Source organism: Streptomyces sp. NPDC054956, from assembly GCF_053609185.1.
In genome coordinates this window covers 20,441-38,554 of the sequence record NZ_JBSGXB010000035.1, presented here as the reverse complement: position 1 = coordinate 38,554, position 18,114 = coordinate 20,441, and the positions used below count along the sequence as shown (strand labels likewise).

Genomic DNA, 18,114 nt, shown 5'->3' with positions numbered 1-18,114 from the left:
CGCCTAGGCTGGTGAACGGTGCTGTCGCCTCGGACGCCGTACGACAGGAGGCCATGCCGTGAGGCCGAACCTCATTCGGCTGCGCCGGGCCTGCGTGGCCGTCGCCGCCACGAGTCTCCTCGTCGCCCCGGCCGTTGCGGGCTCCGCGTACGGAGCGACCGCCCCGGCGCTCTCCGCGCCCGCCGCGCCTCCCCCGGCCCCGCCCGCGGACGAGGAGTTCCCGCAGCTCACCCCCGCCGTCACCGCGCGACTGGACGCGGCCGTGCGCGAGGTCCTGCGCGAGACGGGGGTGCCGGGCGTGATCGTGGGGCTGTGGGCCCCCGGCAAGGGCAGTTACACGAGGGCCTTCGGCGTCGCGGACAAGGCCACCGGCGCGCCCATGGAGACCGGCCTGAACATGCGCATCGGCAGCGAGACCAAGACGTTCACGGTCACCGCCCTCCTCGAACTGGTCGACAAGGGGAAGGCCGGCCTGGACGACCCCATCGGCACGTACGTCGCCGGCGTCCCGAACGGCGACCGCATCACCCTGCGCGAACTGGCGGGCATGCGCAGCGGGCTCTTCAACTACAGCGACGACGAAGGCTTCAACAAGGCGCTCGACACGGGCGGCGAACGCCCCTTCACCCCGCAGCAGTTGCTCGACTACTCCTTCAAGCACCCGGTGCGGTTCGCACCGGGCGCGGAGTTCGAGTACTCCAACACCAACCTGATCCTGCTCGGCCTGGTCATCGAGAAGATCACGGGCCGACCGCTCCACGAGGTCATCGAGAAGGACGTCCTGGAGCCCGCCGGGCTGCACCACACGCTCTTCCCGACCGGCGCCGAGTTCCCCGAACCGCACGCGCACGGCTACACCGCCCAGTCCGCCTCGGGGAAGATCGTCGACGCGACCGACTGGAACCCCTCCTGGAGCTGGGCCGCGGGAGCGATCGTCTCCGACCTCCAGGACCTGCGCAGCTGGGCCCGCGTCCTGGCCACCGGCACGCTGCTGACGCCCGCGACCCAGGCCGAACGACTGAAGACCACCCCGATCGGCATTCCCGGCGCGTCCTACGGTCTGGGCATCTTCGACGTCCAGGGCTGGATCGGCCACGACGGTTCGCTGCCCGGGTACGAGAGCCTGACCGTGTACCTGCCGCAGGCGAAGGCGACCATGGTCGTCCTGCTCAACACGGACGTCCTGCACGACGGCCGCGAGCCCAGCGCCTTCTTCGGCGAGGCGCTCACCGGGATCGTGACCCCCGACCACGTGTACGGCGGCCGCCACCCGGCGTCCGCGCCCGCCTCCGCGCCCACGCCCGGGAGCAGCTGACCGCAAGGCGGAGCCCCGCGCGGCGCACGACGGCTTAATGCGTTGCCGCCCCCGCCCCGGGGACGGCAGGCTGCGCCCATGCCGAAACCGCACGGATTCTCGTACGAACGACTGGGTGACCACACCGTCACCATCACCCACCGCGGCCGGTCCGCGACCACCCTCCGGGGCAGCCGGGCCGACAAGTTCCTGGCCGAGGTCGAGGCGGGCGACGCGCAGCTGGTCATGGCCCGCTGGACCGGCGCCTACAAGTTCGGCAACGAGCGGATGGCCAAGAACCACCCCCGCAACCGGGGCTGAGCCGCCGGATCCCGCCCGGAATCTCGTGCGAAGGCAAGGGAACGGCAAAGCCACCTCGGTCGTTCTCCCGGCATGACCGCTATGACCCCTGGTTCCAACCTGCCGCTCAATGCCGTCCGCGTGACGGTCGACGTGGCTGCCCCGGTGCGGCTCGACGTGTCCGGGCTCCTCCTCGCCGCCGACGGCAAGGTGCGCTCCGACGCCGATTTCATCTTCTTCAACCAGCCGGCCGGCCCCGGCGTCAGCTACCGCTCCGGCGGTGGTACGGCGCCGGACTCGATCACGGTGGACACCGCGGCGGTCCCGCCGGGGATCGAGCGGATCGTGATCACCGCCAGTCCGGACGCGGCCGGGCAGACGTTCCAGGGCATCGAGCCCACCGCCACCGTGCGGGACGCGGCCGCCGGATCGGTGATCGCCACCTTCACCCCGCCGAAGCTCGGCACCGAGACCGCCCTGGTGGTCGTCGAGGTCTACCAGCGCGGCGGCGTGTGGAAGGTGCGCGCGGTCGGCCAGGGGTACGCGAACGGCCTCGCCGGCATCGCCACCGACTTCGGGGTCTCGGTGGACGAGGAGCCGGCTCCGGCGGCGGCAGCCGCCCCCGCACCCGTCGCCGCTCCGCCCATGCCGCCGGCTCCCCCGGCGCCGCCCACGTACGCGGCCTCCCCCTGGCTCGGCGCCGGTGCGCCCTCGGCGACCCCCGCTCCGGCACCGTTCGCCCCCGCGCCGGTCGCGGCCGCCGCCCCCGGCACCGGGAAGATCAACCTCGACAAGGGCCGGGTCAGCCTCCAGAAGAACCAGACCGTCTCCCTGGTCAAGGGCGGCCGCCCGCTGCTCTCCCAGGTCAAGATGGGCCTCGGCTGGGAGCCGGCCTTCCGCGGGGCGAACATCGACCTCGACGCCTCGGTCATCGCCTACGGCCCGCAGCGCAACCACATCGACAGCTGCTACTTCGGCAAGCTGTCGATCCTGGGCGGCTCCATCAAGCACTCGGGCGACAACCTCACCGGTGAGGGAGCGGGCGACGACGAGGTGATCGTCGTGGACCTCGGCCGGCTCCCCGCCGAGGCCACGGGCCTGGTCTTCACGGTCAACTCCTTCTCCGGGCAGAAGTTCACCGAGGTGGCCAAGGCCTACTGCCGCCTCATCGACGCCACGAGCGGCGAGGAGCTGGTGCGCTTCGACCTCACCGGCGCCGAGCCGCAGACGGGCGTGATGATGGCCAAGCTGATCAAGCAGTTCTCCGGCGAATGGGAGATGACGGCCATGGGCGAGTTTGTGAAGTCGCGCACAGTGCGCGGCATGGTCAAGCCCGCCGCGCAGGCACTCTGAGCAGGTGGGCGGGCACATGGAGCGACGGAGGCCCCGTGCGGGTGATCTGTTCCACCCTTAATCCGGAGGTGGCTGTCAGTGCCCGCCCGTAGCCTTGGACGTATGCACCAGACACTTCAGCCCGCGGGTCCCGCGCGCCCGTCCGCCGCAGAGGCGAACGAGGCGATACGGCACCTCGTCGAGAGCCGGGTGGACGGCGAGTGGCCCTCGGACGCGTACGAATTCCTCCTCGAGGAGTGGGCCGCGGCCAGTCGCGCCGAAGCTCAGTGATCCACCCCGACCGATGAACCGATGAACATCTGACACGAGAGAGCCGCCGGAGCCCAAGGGCCCGGCGGCTCTCCTCATGGGACCGTGTCCGTGGTCAGTGCCCGCGGCGCCACGGGCCGGTGATGGCCAGCATGATGCCCGGGTCCTGGATGTTGGCGAACAGGGTCCGCCCGTCCGGCGAGAAGCAGACGCCGGTGAACTCCGAGTACTCGGGCGCCTCGGCCGTCCCCGTGTTCATCTCGTTGCGGGCCAGCGGGTACGTGCGCCCCGACTCGGTCGCGCCGAACAGGTGCTGGAGCCCCGATCCGTCCTCGGCGATGATCAGGCCGCCGTACGGGGAGACCGTGATGTTGTCGGGACCGTCGTAGCCGCCGTCCACCGAGGGGTCGGCGTTCACGCCGAGCAGCACCACCAGCCGGACGGTGCGCCGCTTGGGGTCGTAGAACCACACCTGGCCGTCGTGCGCCGCGCCCGGGCTCTCCTCACGGGCGTAGGAGGAGACGAAGTACGCGCCGCCGTCGGCCCACCACATGCCCTCCAGCTTGCGCGCGCGGGTCACGGCCCCCGCCCCGAACTGCTTGCGCACCGGCACGGTGCGCGCGTCACGGTCGGCGACGGCCACCCAGTCGACCCCGTACACGGTCCCGATCTTCGTCGCGCGCGAGAGGTCGTCGACGAACAGGCCCGAGCTGTCGAAGCACTTGGCGGCGGCCAGCACGCCGGCGTCGTCGGCGAGCGTACGGAGCTTGCCGCGCCCGTGGCGGAACCCGCTCGGCGGGGTCCAGCGGTAGAGCAGCCCGTTGGGGCCGGAGGCGTCCTCGGTCAGGTAGGCGTGGCCGTGGCGCGGGTCGATGACGACGGCCTCGTGCGCGTACCGCCCGAAGGCCTTGACGGGCTTCGGGTCGCGGTTGGCGCGGCGGTCGTGCGGGTCGACCTCGAAGACGTAGCCGTGGTCCTTGGTCATCCCGTTCTTGCCGGCGAGGTCCTCGGTCTCCTCGCAGGTCAGCCAGGTGTCCCAAGGGGTGGAGCCGCCCGCGCAGTTGGTCGACGTACCGGCGACGCCCACCCATTCGGCGACCTCGCCGCCGCGCCGGACCTCGACGACCGTGCAGCCGCCGGAGGCCGCCGGGTCGTAGACGAGGCCTTCGGTGAGCGGGACCGGGTGCGCCCAGTTCTTGCGCGGACCCTTCAGCTCGTGGTTGTTGACGAGGAGGGTGACTCCCCGGTGGCCTTCGAAGGCCGCGGTTCCGTCGTGGTTGGACGGGGTGATCTCGCCGGAGTCGAGCGTGGTGACACCGCTGTGGGTGATCACGCGGTACTTGAACCCGGCCGGGAGGGCCAGGATGCCGGCCGGGTCGGGGACGAGCGGGCCGTAGCCGGGGCCGTGCGGGTGGCCGTGGCCGCCCTGCGCCGTGGTGTCGTCGGCGGCGAGGGCACCGGGAGCGGTGGCCAGTGCGCCGACCGTTCCCGTGAGGGCGACTCCGGCGCCGGCCAGTACGGTCCGGGCGGTGAAGTCTCTGCGGCTGAGCGGCATCGGGTCTCCAGGGGTGGGGAGGTGGTGCGCACGTCGTGCGGTCGTCGGCGCACACGCTCCCGCCCGCACGTGAACGCCGACTGAACTACCCGGGAAAACGAATCGACCCCTTCCCGGTGGCCCCGATGGCCGACTCCCTTTCGGGAACGGCTGGTTACCGCTGCCTCACGCGCCCCGCGAACGCGCCTTGAAGGCGGCCTTGCGGGCGTCCTTCGCCGCCTTCTTGTCGGGGTGGAGCCGCCCCATCGCCTCCAGCACGTACGCCGTCGCCGGGTGTTCCACCCGCCAGGCCTGGTCGAAGAAGCCGGTGTGGTGGGCGGTCAGGGACTCGATCAGCAGCGGCAGTTCCCGCGCGCCCTCCTCCCCGTCGGCCGCCAGCTGCGCCGCGATCGTGTCGACGGTCAGCCAGAACACCATCGCCTCGTCCGGGGCCGGTACGTCGCCCAGCCCGCGCTCGGCCAGCCAGACCCGGGCGAGCCCGCCGAGCTCGTGGTCGTCCAGCACCGCGCGGACGGCCTCCTCGGCCTCCGCCCCGGCCTCCGCTCCGGCTCCCGTCCCGCCGCCGGCCCCGGTCAGCGCGAGGGCCTGCTGGCAGCGCAGCCGGCGCAGCGGGGCGCCCGGGTCGGCGCCGCGGGCGGCGTCGAGCAGTTCCCGGACGGCCGCGGCCACGGGGCGGTCGGCCAGCCAGTGTTCGATCTCGGCCTGGGCGGCGCCCTCGGAGTAGTGGGAGACCGCGTCGAGCAGTACGTCGGCTCCCTTGCCGGCCAGGTCCCCGACGGCCGGGGCCTCGACTCCGGCCTCCAGCATGCGCGCCCGGACGCCGTACAGGCCGAGCGGGGTCAGGCGGACCATCCCGTAGCGGGAGACGTCCTCCTCGTCGGCCACCGCGCCCGCGGCGAGTTCCTCGTCGTCGGCCTCCGCCATCAGCTCCTCGTCGACGGGGCGGAACTCGACCAGCCCGATCGGCTCCAGCTGCCGGAACTGGTCGTCGAGGCGCATCATCGCGTCCGAGACCTGTTCCAGTACGGCGTCGGTGGGATCGCCCATGTCGTCGGGCACCACCATCGAGGCGGCGAGCACCGGCAGCGGGACCGGCCCGCCGGCCGTGCCTCCCTCGGCGACGGCGAGCAGGTAGAGGTTGGCGAGGACCCCGTCGAGGAAATCGGCCTCGCGGCGCGGGTTCCAGTCGAGCTGGTCGAAGTCGATCTCGCCGCCCGCGTCGAGGGCGTCGACGAGGTTGTCGAGGGCGGGCACGGCCGCGTCGGCGAGCACGGTGTCCAGTGCGGCCAGCCACAGGTCGAGCACGTCGCCGGGGGTGCCCGAGGTCACCAGCGCCAGGTCCTCGCCGGGCTCGGCGGTCCCGAACTCCGGCTCGGCACCGGCCGGCCCCCCGGGCCCGGGCGTGTCCTCCTCCGGTTCGGTGACGTCGACGAGGCCGGTGTCGACGGCCACGCGCCAGGCCTGGCTCGCGTACACGGTGGAGTCCTCGTCGGCGGCGTCGAGGCCGAGCGCGGCGACAGCCTCGGGAAGCTGTTCGGCGACGAGTTCGCCGCCGACGTCCACGCGGGTGTCCGGCCCGGCCCAGCGGGCGAGGCGCACGGCGCGGGCGAACAGCGGGGCGGCGAGGGCGTCGCGGGCCAGTTCCGCGTCGGAGGGCAGCCGTACCGGCGGCAGCGTGGGGTGCGAGTCTGCGGACATGGGGCGGTTCTCCTCGCGGGCACGGGGCGGTTCGCGCACCAGCGTAGACGTACCGGGGGCGCCCCCGGCCTGCCATCGCCTTTGGTTCATCCCACAGTCAGCTTCCGTCTTCCCTGTAGGGCTTGACAACTTTGCTGGCAAGGAAGGAAATTGACGCGCGTAGATATCTGCCTCCTCCTCCACACACCGGAGTTCCTGCCCATGCGCTCCTCGCATCCCCGTTCCGCCGCCGTCGCGGCCCTCGTCGCCACCGCGCTGGCCTCCGGCCTGGTCGCGGGCACCGCCGACGCGGCCGAAGGCGCCGCGTCCGCCGATCCGACACGCATCCACGACATCCAGGGCACCACTCGGACCTCCCCGTTCGTCGGCAAGCAGGTCGCGGGCGTCGAGGGCATCGTCACGGGCGTGCGCACGTACGGCTCGCGCGGCTTCTGGATCCAGGACCCGAACGCCGACGGCAACGCCGCCACCAGCGAAGGCGTGTTCGTCTTCACCAGCTCGGTCCCGACCGTCGCCGTCGGCGACGCCGTCAAGGTCTCCGGCACGGTCGGCGAGTACATACCCGGCGGGCTGAACTCCGGGAACCAGTCGGTCACCCAGATCGCCAAGCCGACCGTGACCGTGGTCTCCTCGGGCAACGCCCTGCCCGCGGCCACCGTCATCGACGAGCACTCCGTCCCCTGCGCGTACGCCCCGGCCGGCGACCCGGCCGCCGCCGGCAGCATCAACGCGCTGACCCTGGAGCCCTCGCGCTACGCCCTGGACTACTACGAGTCCCTCGAGGGCATGAACGTCAAGATCGGCACCTCGCGCGTGGTCGGCGCCACCGACCCGTACTCGGAGCTCTGGGTCACGGTCAAGAGCCGGGAGAACGCCGCCAAGCGCGGTGGCACGATCTACGGTTCGTACGAGTCCCAGAACACCGGCCGCCTGCAGATCCAGCAGCTCGCGCCGCTCGCGCAGCAGCCGTTCCCGGTGGCCAACGTCGGCGACAAGCTGGTCGGCACCACCGAAGGACCGCTGGACTTCAACCAGTTCGGCGGCTACACCCTGGTGGCCCGAACCCTCGGCACGGTGACGGCGGGCACGCTCGCCCCCGAGAAGACCAAGGCGCAGGCTTCCAACGAGCTCGCGGTGGCGACGTACAACGTCGAGAACCTCGACCCGACGGACCCGCAGGAGAAGTTCGACAACCTGGCCAAGGCCGTCGTCGAGAACCTCGCCTCCCCCGACATCCTCGCCCTGGAGGAGATCCAGGACGACAACGGCGCCAAGAACGACGGCACCGTCTCGGCCGAGCAGACCCTGACGAAGTTCACGGCGGCCATCGCGGCCGCGGGCGGTCCCGCGTACCAGTGGCGGACCATCAACCCCGAGGACAAGAAGGACGGCGGCGAGCCCGGCGGCAACATCCGCCAGGTGTTCCTCTTCAACCCGGCGCGCGTCTCCTTCACGGAGCGCGCCCCGGGCGACGCCGTGACGGCGACCGGCGTGGTGAAGGAGAAGGGCAAGGCCGCCCTGACCCACTCCCCCGGCCGCATCGACCCGGCGAACCCGGCGTGGGTGGACAGCCGCAAGCCGCTGGCCGGCGAGTTCGTCTTCCGCGGCAAGACCGTCTTCGTGATCGCCAACCACTTCGGCTCCAAGGGCGGCGACGAGGGCCTGACCTCCTCGCACCAGCCTCCGGTGCGGTCCTCCGAGGCCAAGCGGCTGCTGCAGGCGCAGGCGGTGAACGGCTTCGTGAAGGACATCCTGGCGGTGGAGAAGAAGGCCGCGGTCCTCGTGGTCGGCGACATCAACGACTTCGAGTTCTCGGGGACCACGAAGGCGCTGGAGGACGGCGGGGCGCTGTACTCGGCGATCAAGTCGCTGCCGAAGGCGGAGCGCTACTCGTACGTCTACCAGGGCAACGCGCAGGTCCTCGACCAGATCCTGACGAGCCCCGGCATCAAGAAGTTCACGTACGACAGCGTGCACATCAACGCCGAGTTCGCGAACCAGAACAGCGACCACGACCCGCAGGTCGTGCGCTTCCGCCCGTAGCGGCGGCGCCGAGGGGCCGGGCCGCACCGCCGCCCGGCCCCTTTGGCATGATCCCGGCATGATCTTCCGTACCGCGACCCGCCAGGACCTGCCCGCCGTACTCGCCCTGCTGGCCCAGGACGAGGACGCGGCGGCCCCCGCCGCCCCGGCGGCTCCCGAGGCCGCCGAGGTCGGCGAGGCCCACGAGCGGGCCTTCGCCGCGATCGAGGCCGACGCACGCAACGAGATGCTGGTGCTGGAGGAGGACGGGACCGTACTGGGCTGCCTGCAGCTGACGTACATCCCGGGCCTCGGCCAGGGCGGGCGGGACCGGGCCCTCGTGGAGGCCGTACGCATCCGGGCGGACCGCCGGGGCGGGGGGCTCGGGGCCCGCCTGATGGAGCTCGCGGCGGAGCGGGCCCGCGCGCGCGGCTGCGGCCTGATGCAGCTGACGAGCAACAAGCGGCGGGGCGACGCGCACCGCTTCTACGAACGGCTGGGCTTCGCCCGGAGCCACGAGGGGTTCAAGCTCCCGCTGACGTAGGCGGCGGCGCATTAGGGACCTTTGGCCCTGGCGTGACGCTCAGCACATCCCTACCCATTCGGGCGGTTCTGGTGTTGAGTGTCCCCACGCCCGATCTTGTACCGAACTGCTTGGAGGACCGCGTGTTCCCCTCCATTTCCCTCGCCCAGGAAATCGGCATCGCCGTCCTGCTCGTGGCCGCCGTCGTGTGGCTCATCGGCCTCGGACACATGCTGTGGGACAGCCGCTTCCACCACCCGGAGCCAGGTGCCTTCGAGGGCCTCGCGGTGATCCCGGCCCAGCGCAGCTCGGCCGCCCACCCCCTGGAATCGGTGGAGCTGACCGAGGCGGAGCAGCAGGCCTTCGCCGGCCTGGTCCGCACGATCCCCCTGCACTGACCACCCCGGCCCGGCCGCCGAACCCCCTCCCCCGCTCGGGTGGGGAGGGCGTTCCGCCGCCGGGCACCGGGAGCACCGCCGGAAAATCCTTCCGGGCCGGTGCGGCGCGATCGCTAGGATCGGCGCCATGACGTCACATCGGGCGGATGCCCCGTAGATCCCCGCGCGAGCTCAGGGCCGCCGTGCCCGATGAGGGCGGCGGTGCGGTGAGCACGCTGCTGATCAGTGCGTGTCACGGGCCACCGGCGTGTACGGCCGTGCACACCTACCTCTTCGCCGACGGTCTCGACCTGGTGGCGCGCAGCGACGGCGGCGCGGTCGGCCATGACCCCGAGCGACTCCTGCGCCCCGGCGGACCGCTCTATCCGACCGACGCGCCGCGCGAGGCGGAGATCGCGGCCGAGGACGGGGTCGAGCCGTGGCCGCGCACGCTGACCGTCCGGATCCGGCTCCGGGGCGGGACCGTCGTGTGGTCCGACCTGATGTACCCCGGCCTCGACGGCGGTCTCGTCGAGGAGGTCCGCTTCCGCCTGGACCAGTACCTCGGCGAGATCGAGCGGGCGTACGCGGCACTGGTGAAGCGGCCTTCCTGAGCGCCACTCCGCCGACGCCGCACCTACGCGAGCGCCCTCCCGCCCCGTCGGGGTGGGAGGGCGCTGCCGCGACCGGGTGGTGAGGGCCGGCCGGGAGGGTCAGTCGTTGCTGTGCAGGACCTCGTTCAGGCCGCCCCAGGCAGCCTTGTACGGGCGGGCCTCGACGGCACCGGTGACCGAGTTGCGGCGGAAGAGGATGTTGTTGGCGCCCGAGAGCTCCAGGGCCTTGACGATCTGGCCGTCCGGCAGGGTCACGCGGGTGCCCGCGGTCACGTAGAGGCCGGCCTCGACGACGCACTCGTCGCCCAGTGCGATGCCCACGCCCGCCTCGGCGCCGATGAGGGTGCGCTCGCCGATCGAGATGATCTGCTTGCCGCCGCCCGACAGGGTGCCCATCGTGGAGGCGCCGCCGCCGATGTCGGAGCCGTCGCCGACCACGACGCCCGCGGAGATGCGGCCCTCGATCATGGAGGTGCCCAGCGTGCCGGCGTTGAAGTTGACGAAGCCCTCGTGCATGACCGTGGTGCCCTCGGCGAGGTGCGCGCCCAGGCGGACCCGGTCCGCGTCGGCGATGCGCACGCCCTTGGGGGCGACGTAGTCCGTCATCCGGGGGAACTTGTCGATCGAGGTGACCTGCAGGTGCAGGCCCTCGGCGCGGGCGTTCAGCCGTACGGTCTCCACCTGGTCGACGGCGACGGGGCCGAGCGAGGTCCAGGCGACGTTGGTCAGCAGGCCGAAGACGCCGTCCAGGTTCTGGCCGTGCGGCTTGACCAGGCGGTGGCTGAGCAGGTGCAGGCGCAGGTACGCGTCGTGCGCGTCCAGCGGCTTGTCCTCCAGGGAGGCGATCACGGTGCGGACGGCTACGACCTCGACGCCGCGGACGGCGTCCTGGCGGATCGCCTTCGGCGCGGTGGCGCCCAGCAGCTCGACGGCCTGTTCGGCGGTGAGGCGCTCGGTGCCGGCCGGGCCGGGCTCGGCGACCAGCTGGGGGGCGGGGAACCAGGTGTCGAGGACGGTGCCGTCGGCGGTGATGGTGGCAAGTCCGGCGGCGACGGCGCCGGTGGTACGCGTAGCAGTCATGCCCGAAACCTAACCGGCGACGGCCTGCGGTTGCGAACCGGTCTCATGTGCCGGGCGGGCGAGTCGCCGCGTCCCGCGCGCGCCCATGGCCAGGACGGTCCCCCCGGCGGCCGCGCCGAGCACCGCGCACAGCGGCCACAGCAGGCCCGGCGCGACGTCGTACAGGGCTCCGCCGAGCGGCCCGGCGAGGACGACGCCGCTGACCGAGACCCCCGCGTACAGGCTCTGGAACCGGCCGATGGCGTGCTCGGGCGACTCGTCCGCCACGTACGCCGTGGCGGTGGTCTTGTAGAGGATCTCGCCGAGGGTGAGCAGCACCATCATCGCGGCGGCGGTCGCGGCACCCACTCCGAGCATCAGCATCGCGTAGCCGCCGCCCACCAGCACCAGCCCGGTGCCGATGATGTGCAGCGGGGAACGCCGGCGCAGGGCGAGGGCGGCGGGGATCTCCAGGAGCATGATCACACCGCCGTTGATCGCGATGAGGAGTCCGTAGGCGCGGGTGTCCAGACCGTGGTCGGCGAGGTAGACCGGGAAGGTCGTGTAGTGCTGCCGGTAGACGATGTCGATGACGACGATCGCGCCGAGCAGGACGAGTACGGCGGGCCGCGCGCGCAGCTCCTGCCAGAGGCTTCCGCGGCCCGGCTCCCCGTCCCGGGCCGCGGAAGGTGCGGGTGCCGCCCTTGCCGGGACGACCCGGGCGGTCCAGAGGGAGAAGAAGAGGGTGCCGAGGCCGTCCGCGACGAAGAGCCAGTCGTAGGAGAGTCCGGTCGCGACGAGGCCCCCCAGCGGCGCGCCCACCGCGAAGCCGGCGTTGGACAGGGAGCGGGTGAGCGCGAAGGCCTGGCGCCGCGACCCCTCCGGCACGGTGACGGCGACCAGCGCGGAGTTGGCGGCGCGGATCACCCCGGAGGCGTACTGGGCGAGCGGCAGGACGAGGGCCAGCAGGCCGGTGGAGACCGCCGGCAGGGCGATGAGAGCGGCTCCGCCGAGCGCGGAAGCGGTGAGCAGCACCCGGCGGTGGCCGAAGCGGTCGCCGTACCAGCCGCCGGTGAAGTTCCCGGCGACCAGTCCGACGCCGCCGATGCCGACGATCAGGCCCGCCTGGGCGGCTCCGAGGCCGCGCGGGCCGGTCAGGTAGAGGAAGACGAAGACGAACGTGAAGCTGACAACGGCGTTGACGAAGATCCCCGCAGCCAGCAGCCACACAACCCTCGGTACGTCCTTGAGCCCCTGCAGCACACCCGTTCCCCCGGATTCTCGGTGAGTTCCTTTTGGGAACTAACTATGTCAGCATGGCAGCCTCGGGTCAACGGACAAAGGAGTGCCCATGGCCCAGCGCACACCCCTCGATCAGGCGGACTGCTCCATCGCCCAGGCGCTCGACGTCGTGGGCGACTGGTGGACGCTGCTGATCGTGCGCGACGCCGCGCGCGGCGTCGCCCGCTTCGACGCGTTCCAGCGGGAGCTCGGCATGTCGCGCAAAGTGCTGACCGAGCGGCTGAAACTGCTGGTCGATGCGGGTGTGCTGGCGCGCGAGCCGTACCAGGAACGTCCGGTGCGGCACGAATACCGGCTGACCCCGCGCGGACGGGGGCTGCTACCGGTCCTGGTGGCCCTCCAGGACTGGGGTGACACCTGGGTCCTGGGAGAGGGAGAGATGACGGCGACCACGCAAGAGGCTTCACGGGAAGCGGTACGGGTCCACGCGCTGCGCGGCACCCGACTGCCGGAGCTGTTGCTGCCGGACCGGTTCGGCGAGCTCCGCGATCCGGTGGCGGACACGCCGTTCACCGTCCTGTACTGCTTCCCCGGCGCCTACGCCCGGTCCGAGTCCTACCCGCCGGGGTGGGGCGGGATCCCCGGGGCGCGGGGGTGCACCCTCGAATCGTGCACCTACCGCGACCAGCTGGCCGAGTTCACGGCGGCGGGCGCGGCGGTGCACGGGGTCTCGACGCAGCGGCCGGACGAGCAGCGGGAGTTCGCGGAGGCGGAGGCGCTGCGCTTCCCGCTACTCTCGGACGCGGAGCTGGGGCTGGTGACGGCGCTGCGGCTGCCGACCTTCCGGGCGGGGGGTGTCACCCGGCTGAAGCGGCTGACGCTGGTCGTGGACCGGGAGCGGACGATCCGCGAGGTGTTCTACCCGATCCAGGACATCGAGGCGAGCGTGGCGGCCGCCCTGACCGCGGTGCGCGCGGCCGCGTAGGCCTCGCGGGGCCGGCTCGTGGCGCTACGACCCGGCCGCGCCCGGCCCCAGTACCCGCGTCAGGATTTCGCGGGCGTACGCCTCGTCGTACTGCGCTCCGGTCAGCAGGACCTGGAGGCTGAGACCGTCCATCACCGCCACCACCGCCCGCGCCGTCACCGGGTCCACCCGGTCCGACAGGGCCGCGGCGACGGCCTCGTACCACTCTGCCGCCACCGGGCGCAGCGCCGGCCGGCGCAGCGCGGCCAGGTACAGCTCGTACTCCAGCTCCGCCCGTGCCCGGTCCCCGGACAGCAGCTCGCCCAACAGCCGCGCCAGCGATCCGGCCAGGTCCGCCCCGGCGGGCAGCACCGGCGCGAACGCCTCGTTCGCCTGGCGCAGCGCCGCCACCAGGAGGTCGTCCAGGGTCGCGAAGTGGTAGGTCGTGGAGCCGAGCGGCACGTCCGCCTCCGCCGCCACGCTCCGGTGGCTCAGCCCGGCGATGCCCTTCGCGCCGACCACCCGGATCGCCGCGTCGATGATGCGCTGCCTGCGGTCGGGGTCGTACCGGCGGGCCATCAGTGCGTCGTCCCGCCGAGGTTGAGCAGCACGACGCCGGCGATGACCAGCGCGATCCCGCCGATCTTGGCGGCGGTCGCGGCCTCCCCCATGAAGACCATGCCGATGGCCGCGATGGAGGCCGTGCCCACTCCGGCCCAGATCGCGTACGCCGTGCCGACCGACATCGACTTCAGCGTCTGCGCGAGCAGCGAGAAGGCTATGACGTACCCGACCACCGTGATCAGCGAGGGCCACAGCTTCGTGAACCCCTCGCTGAACTTCATCGCGGTGGTCCCGGCCACCTCGGCGGCGATGGCGGCGGCAAGCAGTACGTAGGGCATGCGTACGACAGTACACATCGTTGGGTACGGGTGTACACATCCATGCGTTCCCGTGCCGATGCGGGACTTCCGCGGCGCGCAGGGCTACCGTGTGCGCGCAACCGGGGGACGGGAGATCCGCATGGCCGAACGGTGGACCCACTGGGGCGGCGGCTGGCTGCCCCCGCAGCCTCCCCGGCCGGGGGTGATATCCCTGCGGCCCCTGGGGTTCGGCGACATACTCGGCGGCGCCTTCGCCGCCCTCGGCCGCTACGGCGGCCGCCTCGTCGCCGCCATGTTCCTCGGCCAGCTCGGCGGACTGCTGCTCGTCGCCGCGGCCGCCGCAGCCGCCCTCGCGGTGCACGCCCGGCCGGCCGCCGTGCTCCTCCCGGCCGCCGCCCTGGCCACCCTGCTCACCTGCGCCCTGGCCGGCGCGCTGACCGCGGCCGTGCTCCGCCGGGCGGTAATCGGCCGCCCGGCCACCGTCCGTACGCTGCTGCGCGCCGCCCGCCCCCGCTTCGCGGCCGTCCTCGGAGCCCAGTCGCTGACCCTGGCCGCCGTCGCGGGACCGGGCGCCGTCGTCCTGGCCGCCGGGCTGCCGAAGCTCCTGCTCCTGGCCGCGGCCCCGGCCGCGCTCGCGACCGGGGTCCTGTTCGTCCACGCGCCCACGGTCGCCGCGTACGAGGGGCTCGGCCCGCTCGCCGCCCTGCGCCGCTCGGCCCGCCTGGTGCGCGGGGCCTGGTGGCGCACGCTCGGTGTCGTCTCCCTCTCCGCGGCGATCGCGCTGGGGACGGCGTACGCGATCCAGCTGCCGTTCGCCTTCGCCGGCGCGCTGAGCCTGGTCCCGGCGATCGACGGCGGGGCCGTCCACGCGACCCTCGCCGCGCTGGGCGGGATGGTCGCGCAGACCCTGCTGCTCGCGTTCCCGCAGCTGGCCGCCGGTCTGCTCTACGTGGACCGGCGGATCCGCCGCGAGGACCTGGCGGCCGAGCTCACCAGGCAGTCCGAGGAGCTCAGTTCAGCGTGAACCAGGCCGCCCGGGCCTTCTTCCACTCCGGGTGGGCGAGGTCCTTGGCCTCGATGCCGTCCCCGTACAGGTCGGCCGAGCCGCTGTCGGTGATCAGCTGCACGCGCGCGCCCGCGACCGAGAGGTCCGGGACGGCCACGACGGCCTCCCAGCCGCCCGGGTCGGTGGTCGGCAGGTCCGCCCGCTTGACCGGGGCGTGGCCCGCGATCCCGTCCCACTGGTAGAGGGCGTACGGGTCGGTGTTGTCGTCCGCCGCCCAGGAGCCGGCCAGGATCAGGTACTGGTCGGCCGCGTTCTTGCGGATGTCACGGATGGCGAGCCCGCCGAGGTCGAGCTCGATGCCCGCGCCGAAGGTGGCCTTCGCCCCGGTGGAGAGCACCTTGTCGAAGTTGGTCACCGGCACGACCAGCGCCTTGCCGCCGGGCACCGCCGGGGCCAGCGGGGCACGGAAGCCCAGGTACGCGGTGGTGGTGGAGCCCGGCGCGAACTCCAGGCCCTCCACGTTGAACCCGTCGATCTGCTTGGGGGCCTCGCCGGCCGCCGTACCCGCCGCGAAGCCGTAACGGTTCCCGTTCGCCGTGTCCCAGGCCACCAGGTCGTCGCGCAGCTTCTTGTACGAGCGTCCGTACGCGAGCTGCGTCGTGGAGCCGGAGCCGCTCAGCGTGGTGGTGAACACCGTGTTGCGGGGTGCCTTGTACTCGCCGTCCTTGTTGTTGCCGAGCGAGCCCGTCCAGTAGATGGTGTTGCCGATCAGGGTCGCCCCCTCGATGTCCACCTCCTTGGTGACACCGAGCTGCGAGCTGAAGTCCCAGGTCCTGACCGGGGCCGCCGAGCGGGAACGGTCGTACAGGCGCAGCACGTTGCTCTCGTCGTCGGCGACGACGGTGTAGCCGCCGCCGACGTCCACCGCGGCCGAGGAGTCGGAGGCCCCGGTGAAGTACCGGGCGTCGGCCGGGTTCTGCACGGCGGAGGAGGCGGCGTAGTACAGCGTCCTGGTGGCGGTCTTGCCGCCGAGCCCGGTCACCTTCACGGTGAGGCTGGTGTAGCCGCGGCCGCGTGCGGTGACGGCCAGCTGCCGGACGGCGCCGGCTCCGGTGACGGTCACGTCGCCCGTCCCGGCGACCGAGGCCTTGCTGGACGCGGAGGCGCTGACGGTGAGCGCGGAGACGTCCGCGCCGCTCTGCGCCACGGTCACGTCCACGGTCGGGTCACCACTCGCGCCGACGGCTCCGGAGAGGTACGAGGCGGACATCGAGATGGTCGGCGTCCCGTACGTCACGGCCTCGGCCGGCGCGGCGACCGCGGCGAGCATCAGGGCCGCCATGCCCGCGATGCCGAGCTTCTTGTGCACCTGCTGCATCGTCTGCGCCTTCTGCTTCATCTGCGTCATCTGCGTCTTCATCGGAGAGCTCCACGGATCGGGCCGAGCGTGAACCATGCGGACCGGGACTTCTTCCACTCCGGGTGGGCGAGGTCCTTGGCCTCCTTGCCGTCCCCGTACAGGTCGGCCGAGCCGCTGTCGGTGATCAGCTGGACGCGGGCGCCGGGCACCCGCAGGTCGGGTACGGAGACCACGGCTTCCCAGCCGCCGGGGTCGGTGGTGGGCAGGTCGGCGCGCTTGACCGGGGCGTGGGCGGGGACCCCGTCCCACTGGTAGAGCGCGTAGGGGTCGGAGTTGTCGTCCGCCGCCCAGGAGCCCGCCAGGATCAGGTACTGGTCCTTGGCGTTCTTGCGGATGTCACGGATCGCCAGCCCGCCGAGGTTCATCTCGATCGGCTCGCCGAAGACCGGCTCGGCCGCACCCGCGACCACGCGGTCGATGTTGGTGACCGGCACGACCAGCGCCTTGCCGCCGGGCACCGCCGGGGCCAGCGGGGCACGGAAGCCCAGGTACGCGGTGGTCGTGGAGCCCGGCGCGAACTCCAGGCCCTCCACGTTGAATCCGTCGATGCTCTTCGGGACGTGGCCCGCCGCCGTGCCGGCCGCGAAGCCGTAGCGGTTGCCGTGCGCCGCGTCCCAGGCCACCAGGTCCTCGCGCAGGCCCTTGTAGGCCGAGCCGAGGACGACCTCGGTGTCGGCGCCCGTCCCGGTGATCCGGGTGGTGAAGACGGTGTTGCGCTCGGCCTTGTACTTGCCGTCCTTGTTGTTGCCGAGCGAGCCCGTCCAGTACACGGTGTCGCCGACCCGGGCGGCCGCCTCGATGTCGACTTCCTTCTTGACGCCGAGGGCGGCACCGAGGTCCCAGGATTTGACCGGGGCGCCCGAACGGGAACGGTCGTACAGGCGCAGCACGTTGGTCTCGTCGTCGGCCACCAGCGCGTAGCCGCCGCCCGCGTCCACGGCCGCCGAGGCGTCGGAGGAACCGGTGAGGTAGCGGGTCCCGAAGGTGCCGGAGCCCACCCGCGCCGAAGCGGCGTAGGAGAGGGTGGTGGTGGCCGTCCTGCCGCCGCGGCCGGTCACCCGGAGCGTCAGGTCCGTGTAGCCGCGGCCGCGCGGGTGGACGGTCAGTTCGCGGCCGGCGCGGGTCCGCTCGATGCGCACGTCGCCGGGGCGGGCGACCGCCGGGTTGCTGGAGGAGACGACGGTGACCTTGAGGAAGGCGGAGGAGGTCCCGTCCTGCGCGACGGCCACGGCGACACCGGGGTCCCCGATCGCGCCGACGGCGCCGGACAGGTGGCCGGCGGAGAGCGCGATGGTCGGATCGGCGGCGGCTTCCTGGGCGGCGTACGCGGGCACGGTCAGCCCCGCGACGAGCAGGGCGGCGGCCCCGGCGGCTCCCACGGCACCCAGGCGGTGCGCCGGTGAAGGGCGAACGGTCACAGAAGGTCCTCTCGACTGCGCCGTCACGTCGTGACGGCCGTCGAGAAGATTCGGCCACCCTGGCCAACTCCCGGTGCACGCGGCCCGTCGGCCGGGAAAACAGAGAACCCCCCGCACGCCCGTGCGGGGGGTTCCG

General features: G+C 72.7%; 18 protein-coding genes. 10 read left to right on the top strand and 8 right to left on the bottom strand.

All coding sequences use genetic code 11. From position 1 onward, the window contains the following. The first annotated feature begins 58 nt into the window (after positions 1–58). From ACWGDE_RS09600 to ACWGDE_RS09585, 4 genes are all read left to right on the top strand, one after another. The gene (locus tag ACWGDE_RS09600; RefSeq protein WP_453388425.1) at positions 59–1,315 is read left to right on the top strand and encodes a serine hydrolase domain-containing protein; all 1,257 of its coding nucleotides are present in this window, start codon (positions 59–61) and stop codon (positions 1,313–1,315) included. Between the two features lie 78 nt (positions 1,316–1,393). Continuing rightward, on the top strand, positions 1,394–1,615 hold the full coding sequence (locus ACWGDE_RS09595) for a hypothetical protein (RefSeq protein WP_453388424.1): 222 nt from the start codon (positions 1,394–1,396) through the stop codon (positions 1,613–1,615). A gap of 81 nt (positions 1,616–1,696) precedes the next feature. Further along, the gene (locus tag ACWGDE_RS09590) at positions 1,697–2,947 is read left to right on the top strand and encodes a TerD family protein (RefSeq protein ID WP_453388432.1); all 1,251 of its coding nucleotides are present in this window, start codon (positions 1,697–1,699) and stop codon (positions 2,945–2,947) included. A gap of 102 nt (positions 2,948–3,049) precedes the next feature. Beyond that, positions 3,050–3,217, top strand: coding sequence for a hypothetical protein (locus ACWGDE_RS09585; RefSeq protein ID WP_453388423.1), 168 nt, complete (start codon positions 3,050–3,052; stop codon positions 3,215–3,217). A 94-nt stretch (positions 3,218–3,311) separates the two neighbouring features. Here ACWGDE_RS09585 and ACWGDE_RS09580 read toward each other — a convergent pair whose 3' ends face one another. Then, positions 3,312–4,751, bottom strand: coding sequence for an alkaline phosphatase PhoX (locus tag ACWGDE_RS09580; RefSeq protein WP_453388422.1), 1,440 nt, complete (start codon positions 4,749–4,751; stop codon positions 3,312–3,314). A gap of 165 nt (positions 4,752–4,916) precedes the next feature. Further along, on the bottom strand, positions 4,917–6,449 hold the full coding sequence (locus tag ACWGDE_RS09575; protein WP_453388421.1) for a hypothetical protein: 1,533 nt from the start codon (positions 6,447–6,449) through the stop codon (positions 4,917–4,919). 201 nt (positions 6,450–6,650) lie between these two features. On the opposite strand from ACWGDE_RS09575, the gene ACWGDE_RS09570 reads away from it, so the two are divergent. From ACWGDE_RS09570 to ACWGDE_RS09555, 4 genes are all read left to right on the top strand, one after another. Further along, on the top strand, positions 6,651–8,492 hold the full coding sequence (locus ACWGDE_RS09570; RefSeq protein ID WP_453388431.1) for an endonuclease/exonuclease/phosphatase family protein: 1,842 nt from the start codon (positions 6,651–6,653) through the stop codon (positions 8,490–8,492). Positions 8,493–8,550: 58 nt separating this feature from the next. Then, on the top strand, positions 8,551–9,015 hold the full coding sequence (locus ACWGDE_RS09565) for an N-acetyltransferase family protein (protein WP_453388420.1): 465 nt from the start codon (positions 8,551–8,553) through the stop codon (positions 9,013–9,015). 122 nt (positions 9,016–9,137) lie between these two features. Continuing rightward, positions 9,138–9,392, top strand: a complete 255-nt coding sequence (locus ACWGDE_RS09560) for a hypothetical protein (RefSeq protein ID WP_453388419.1) — start codon at positions 9,138–9,140, stop codon at positions 9,390–9,392. A gap of 146 nt (positions 9,393–9,538) precedes the next feature. Further along, entirely contained in the window at positions 9,539–9,985 is a 447-nt protein-coding gene (locus ACWGDE_RS09555) for a hypothetical protein (RefSeq protein WP_453388418.1), read from the top strand. Between the two features lie 99 nt (positions 9,986–10,084). Here ACWGDE_RS09555 and dapD read toward each other — a convergent pair whose 3' ends face one another. Together dapD and ACWGDE_RS09545 are read right to left on the bottom strand one after the other, a co-directional pair. After that, positions 10,085–11,065 (bottom strand): 2,3,4,5-tetrahydropyridine-2,6-dicarboxylate N-succinyltransferase, encoded by a 981-nt coding sequence (gene dapD, locus ACWGDE_RS09550; protein ID WP_453388417.1) that lies wholly within the window; start codon positions 11,063–11,065, stop codon positions 10,085–10,087. A gap of 9 nt (positions 11,066–11,074) precedes the next feature. Then, positions 11,075–12,304 (bottom strand): MFS transporter, encoded by a 1,230-nt coding sequence (locus tag ACWGDE_RS09545; RefSeq protein WP_453388430.1) that lies wholly within the window; start codon positions 12,302–12,304, stop codon positions 11,075–11,077. Positions 12,305–12,395: 91 nt separating this feature from the next. Here ACWGDE_RS09545 and ACWGDE_RS09540 point away from each other — a divergent pair, with 91 nt between their 5' ends. Then, a complete protein-coding gene (locus ACWGDE_RS09540) occupies positions 12,396–13,271 on the top strand; it encodes a winged helix-turn-helix transcriptional regulator (protein ID WP_453388416.1) in 876 nt (291 codons plus the stop codon). A gap of 24 nt (positions 13,272–13,295) precedes the next feature. Here the strand turns inward: ACWGDE_RS09540 and ACWGDE_RS09535 are convergent, their stop codons facing one another. Together ACWGDE_RS09535 and ACWGDE_RS09530 are read right to left on the bottom strand one after the other, a co-directional pair. Beyond that, entirely contained in the window at positions 13,296–13,829 is a 534-nt protein-coding gene (locus ACWGDE_RS09535) for a TetR/AcrR family transcriptional regulator (protein WP_453388415.1), read from the bottom strand. Next, the gene (locus tag ACWGDE_RS09530) at positions 13,829–14,152 is read right to left on the bottom strand and encodes a DMT family transporter (protein WP_453388414.1); all 324 of its coding nucleotides are present in this window, start codon (positions 14,150–14,152) and stop codon (positions 13,829–13,831) included. The genes ACWGDE_RS09535 and ACWGDE_RS09530 overlap by 1 nt, the downstream gene beginning before the upstream one ends. A gap of 121 nt (positions 14,153–14,273) precedes the next feature. On the opposite strand from ACWGDE_RS09530, the gene ACWGDE_RS09525 reads away from it, so the two are divergent. Then, positions 14,274–15,158, top strand: coding sequence for a hypothetical protein (locus ACWGDE_RS09525; protein WP_453388413.1), 885 nt, complete (start codon positions 14,274–14,276; stop codon positions 15,156–15,158). Here the strand turns inward: ACWGDE_RS09525 and ACWGDE_RS09520 are convergent. Together ACWGDE_RS09520 and ACWGDE_RS09515 are read right to left on the bottom strand one after the other, a co-directional pair. Next, complete coding sequence (locus tag ACWGDE_RS09520) at positions 15,145–16,482, bottom strand: DUF3616 domain-containing protein (RefSeq protein WP_453388429.1); 1,338 nt, start codon at positions 16,480–16,482, stop codon at positions 15,145–15,147. The two genes, ACWGDE_RS09525 and ACWGDE_RS09520, sit on opposite strands and share 14 nt — an antisense overlap. 74 nt (positions 16,483–16,556) lie before the next feature. Next, on the bottom strand, positions 16,557–17,978 hold the full coding sequence (locus tag ACWGDE_RS09515; protein ID WP_453388412.1) for a hypothetical protein: 1,422 nt from the start codon (positions 17,976–17,978) through the stop codon (positions 16,557–16,559). Between the last annotated feature and the right edge of the window lie 136 nt (positions 17,979–18,114).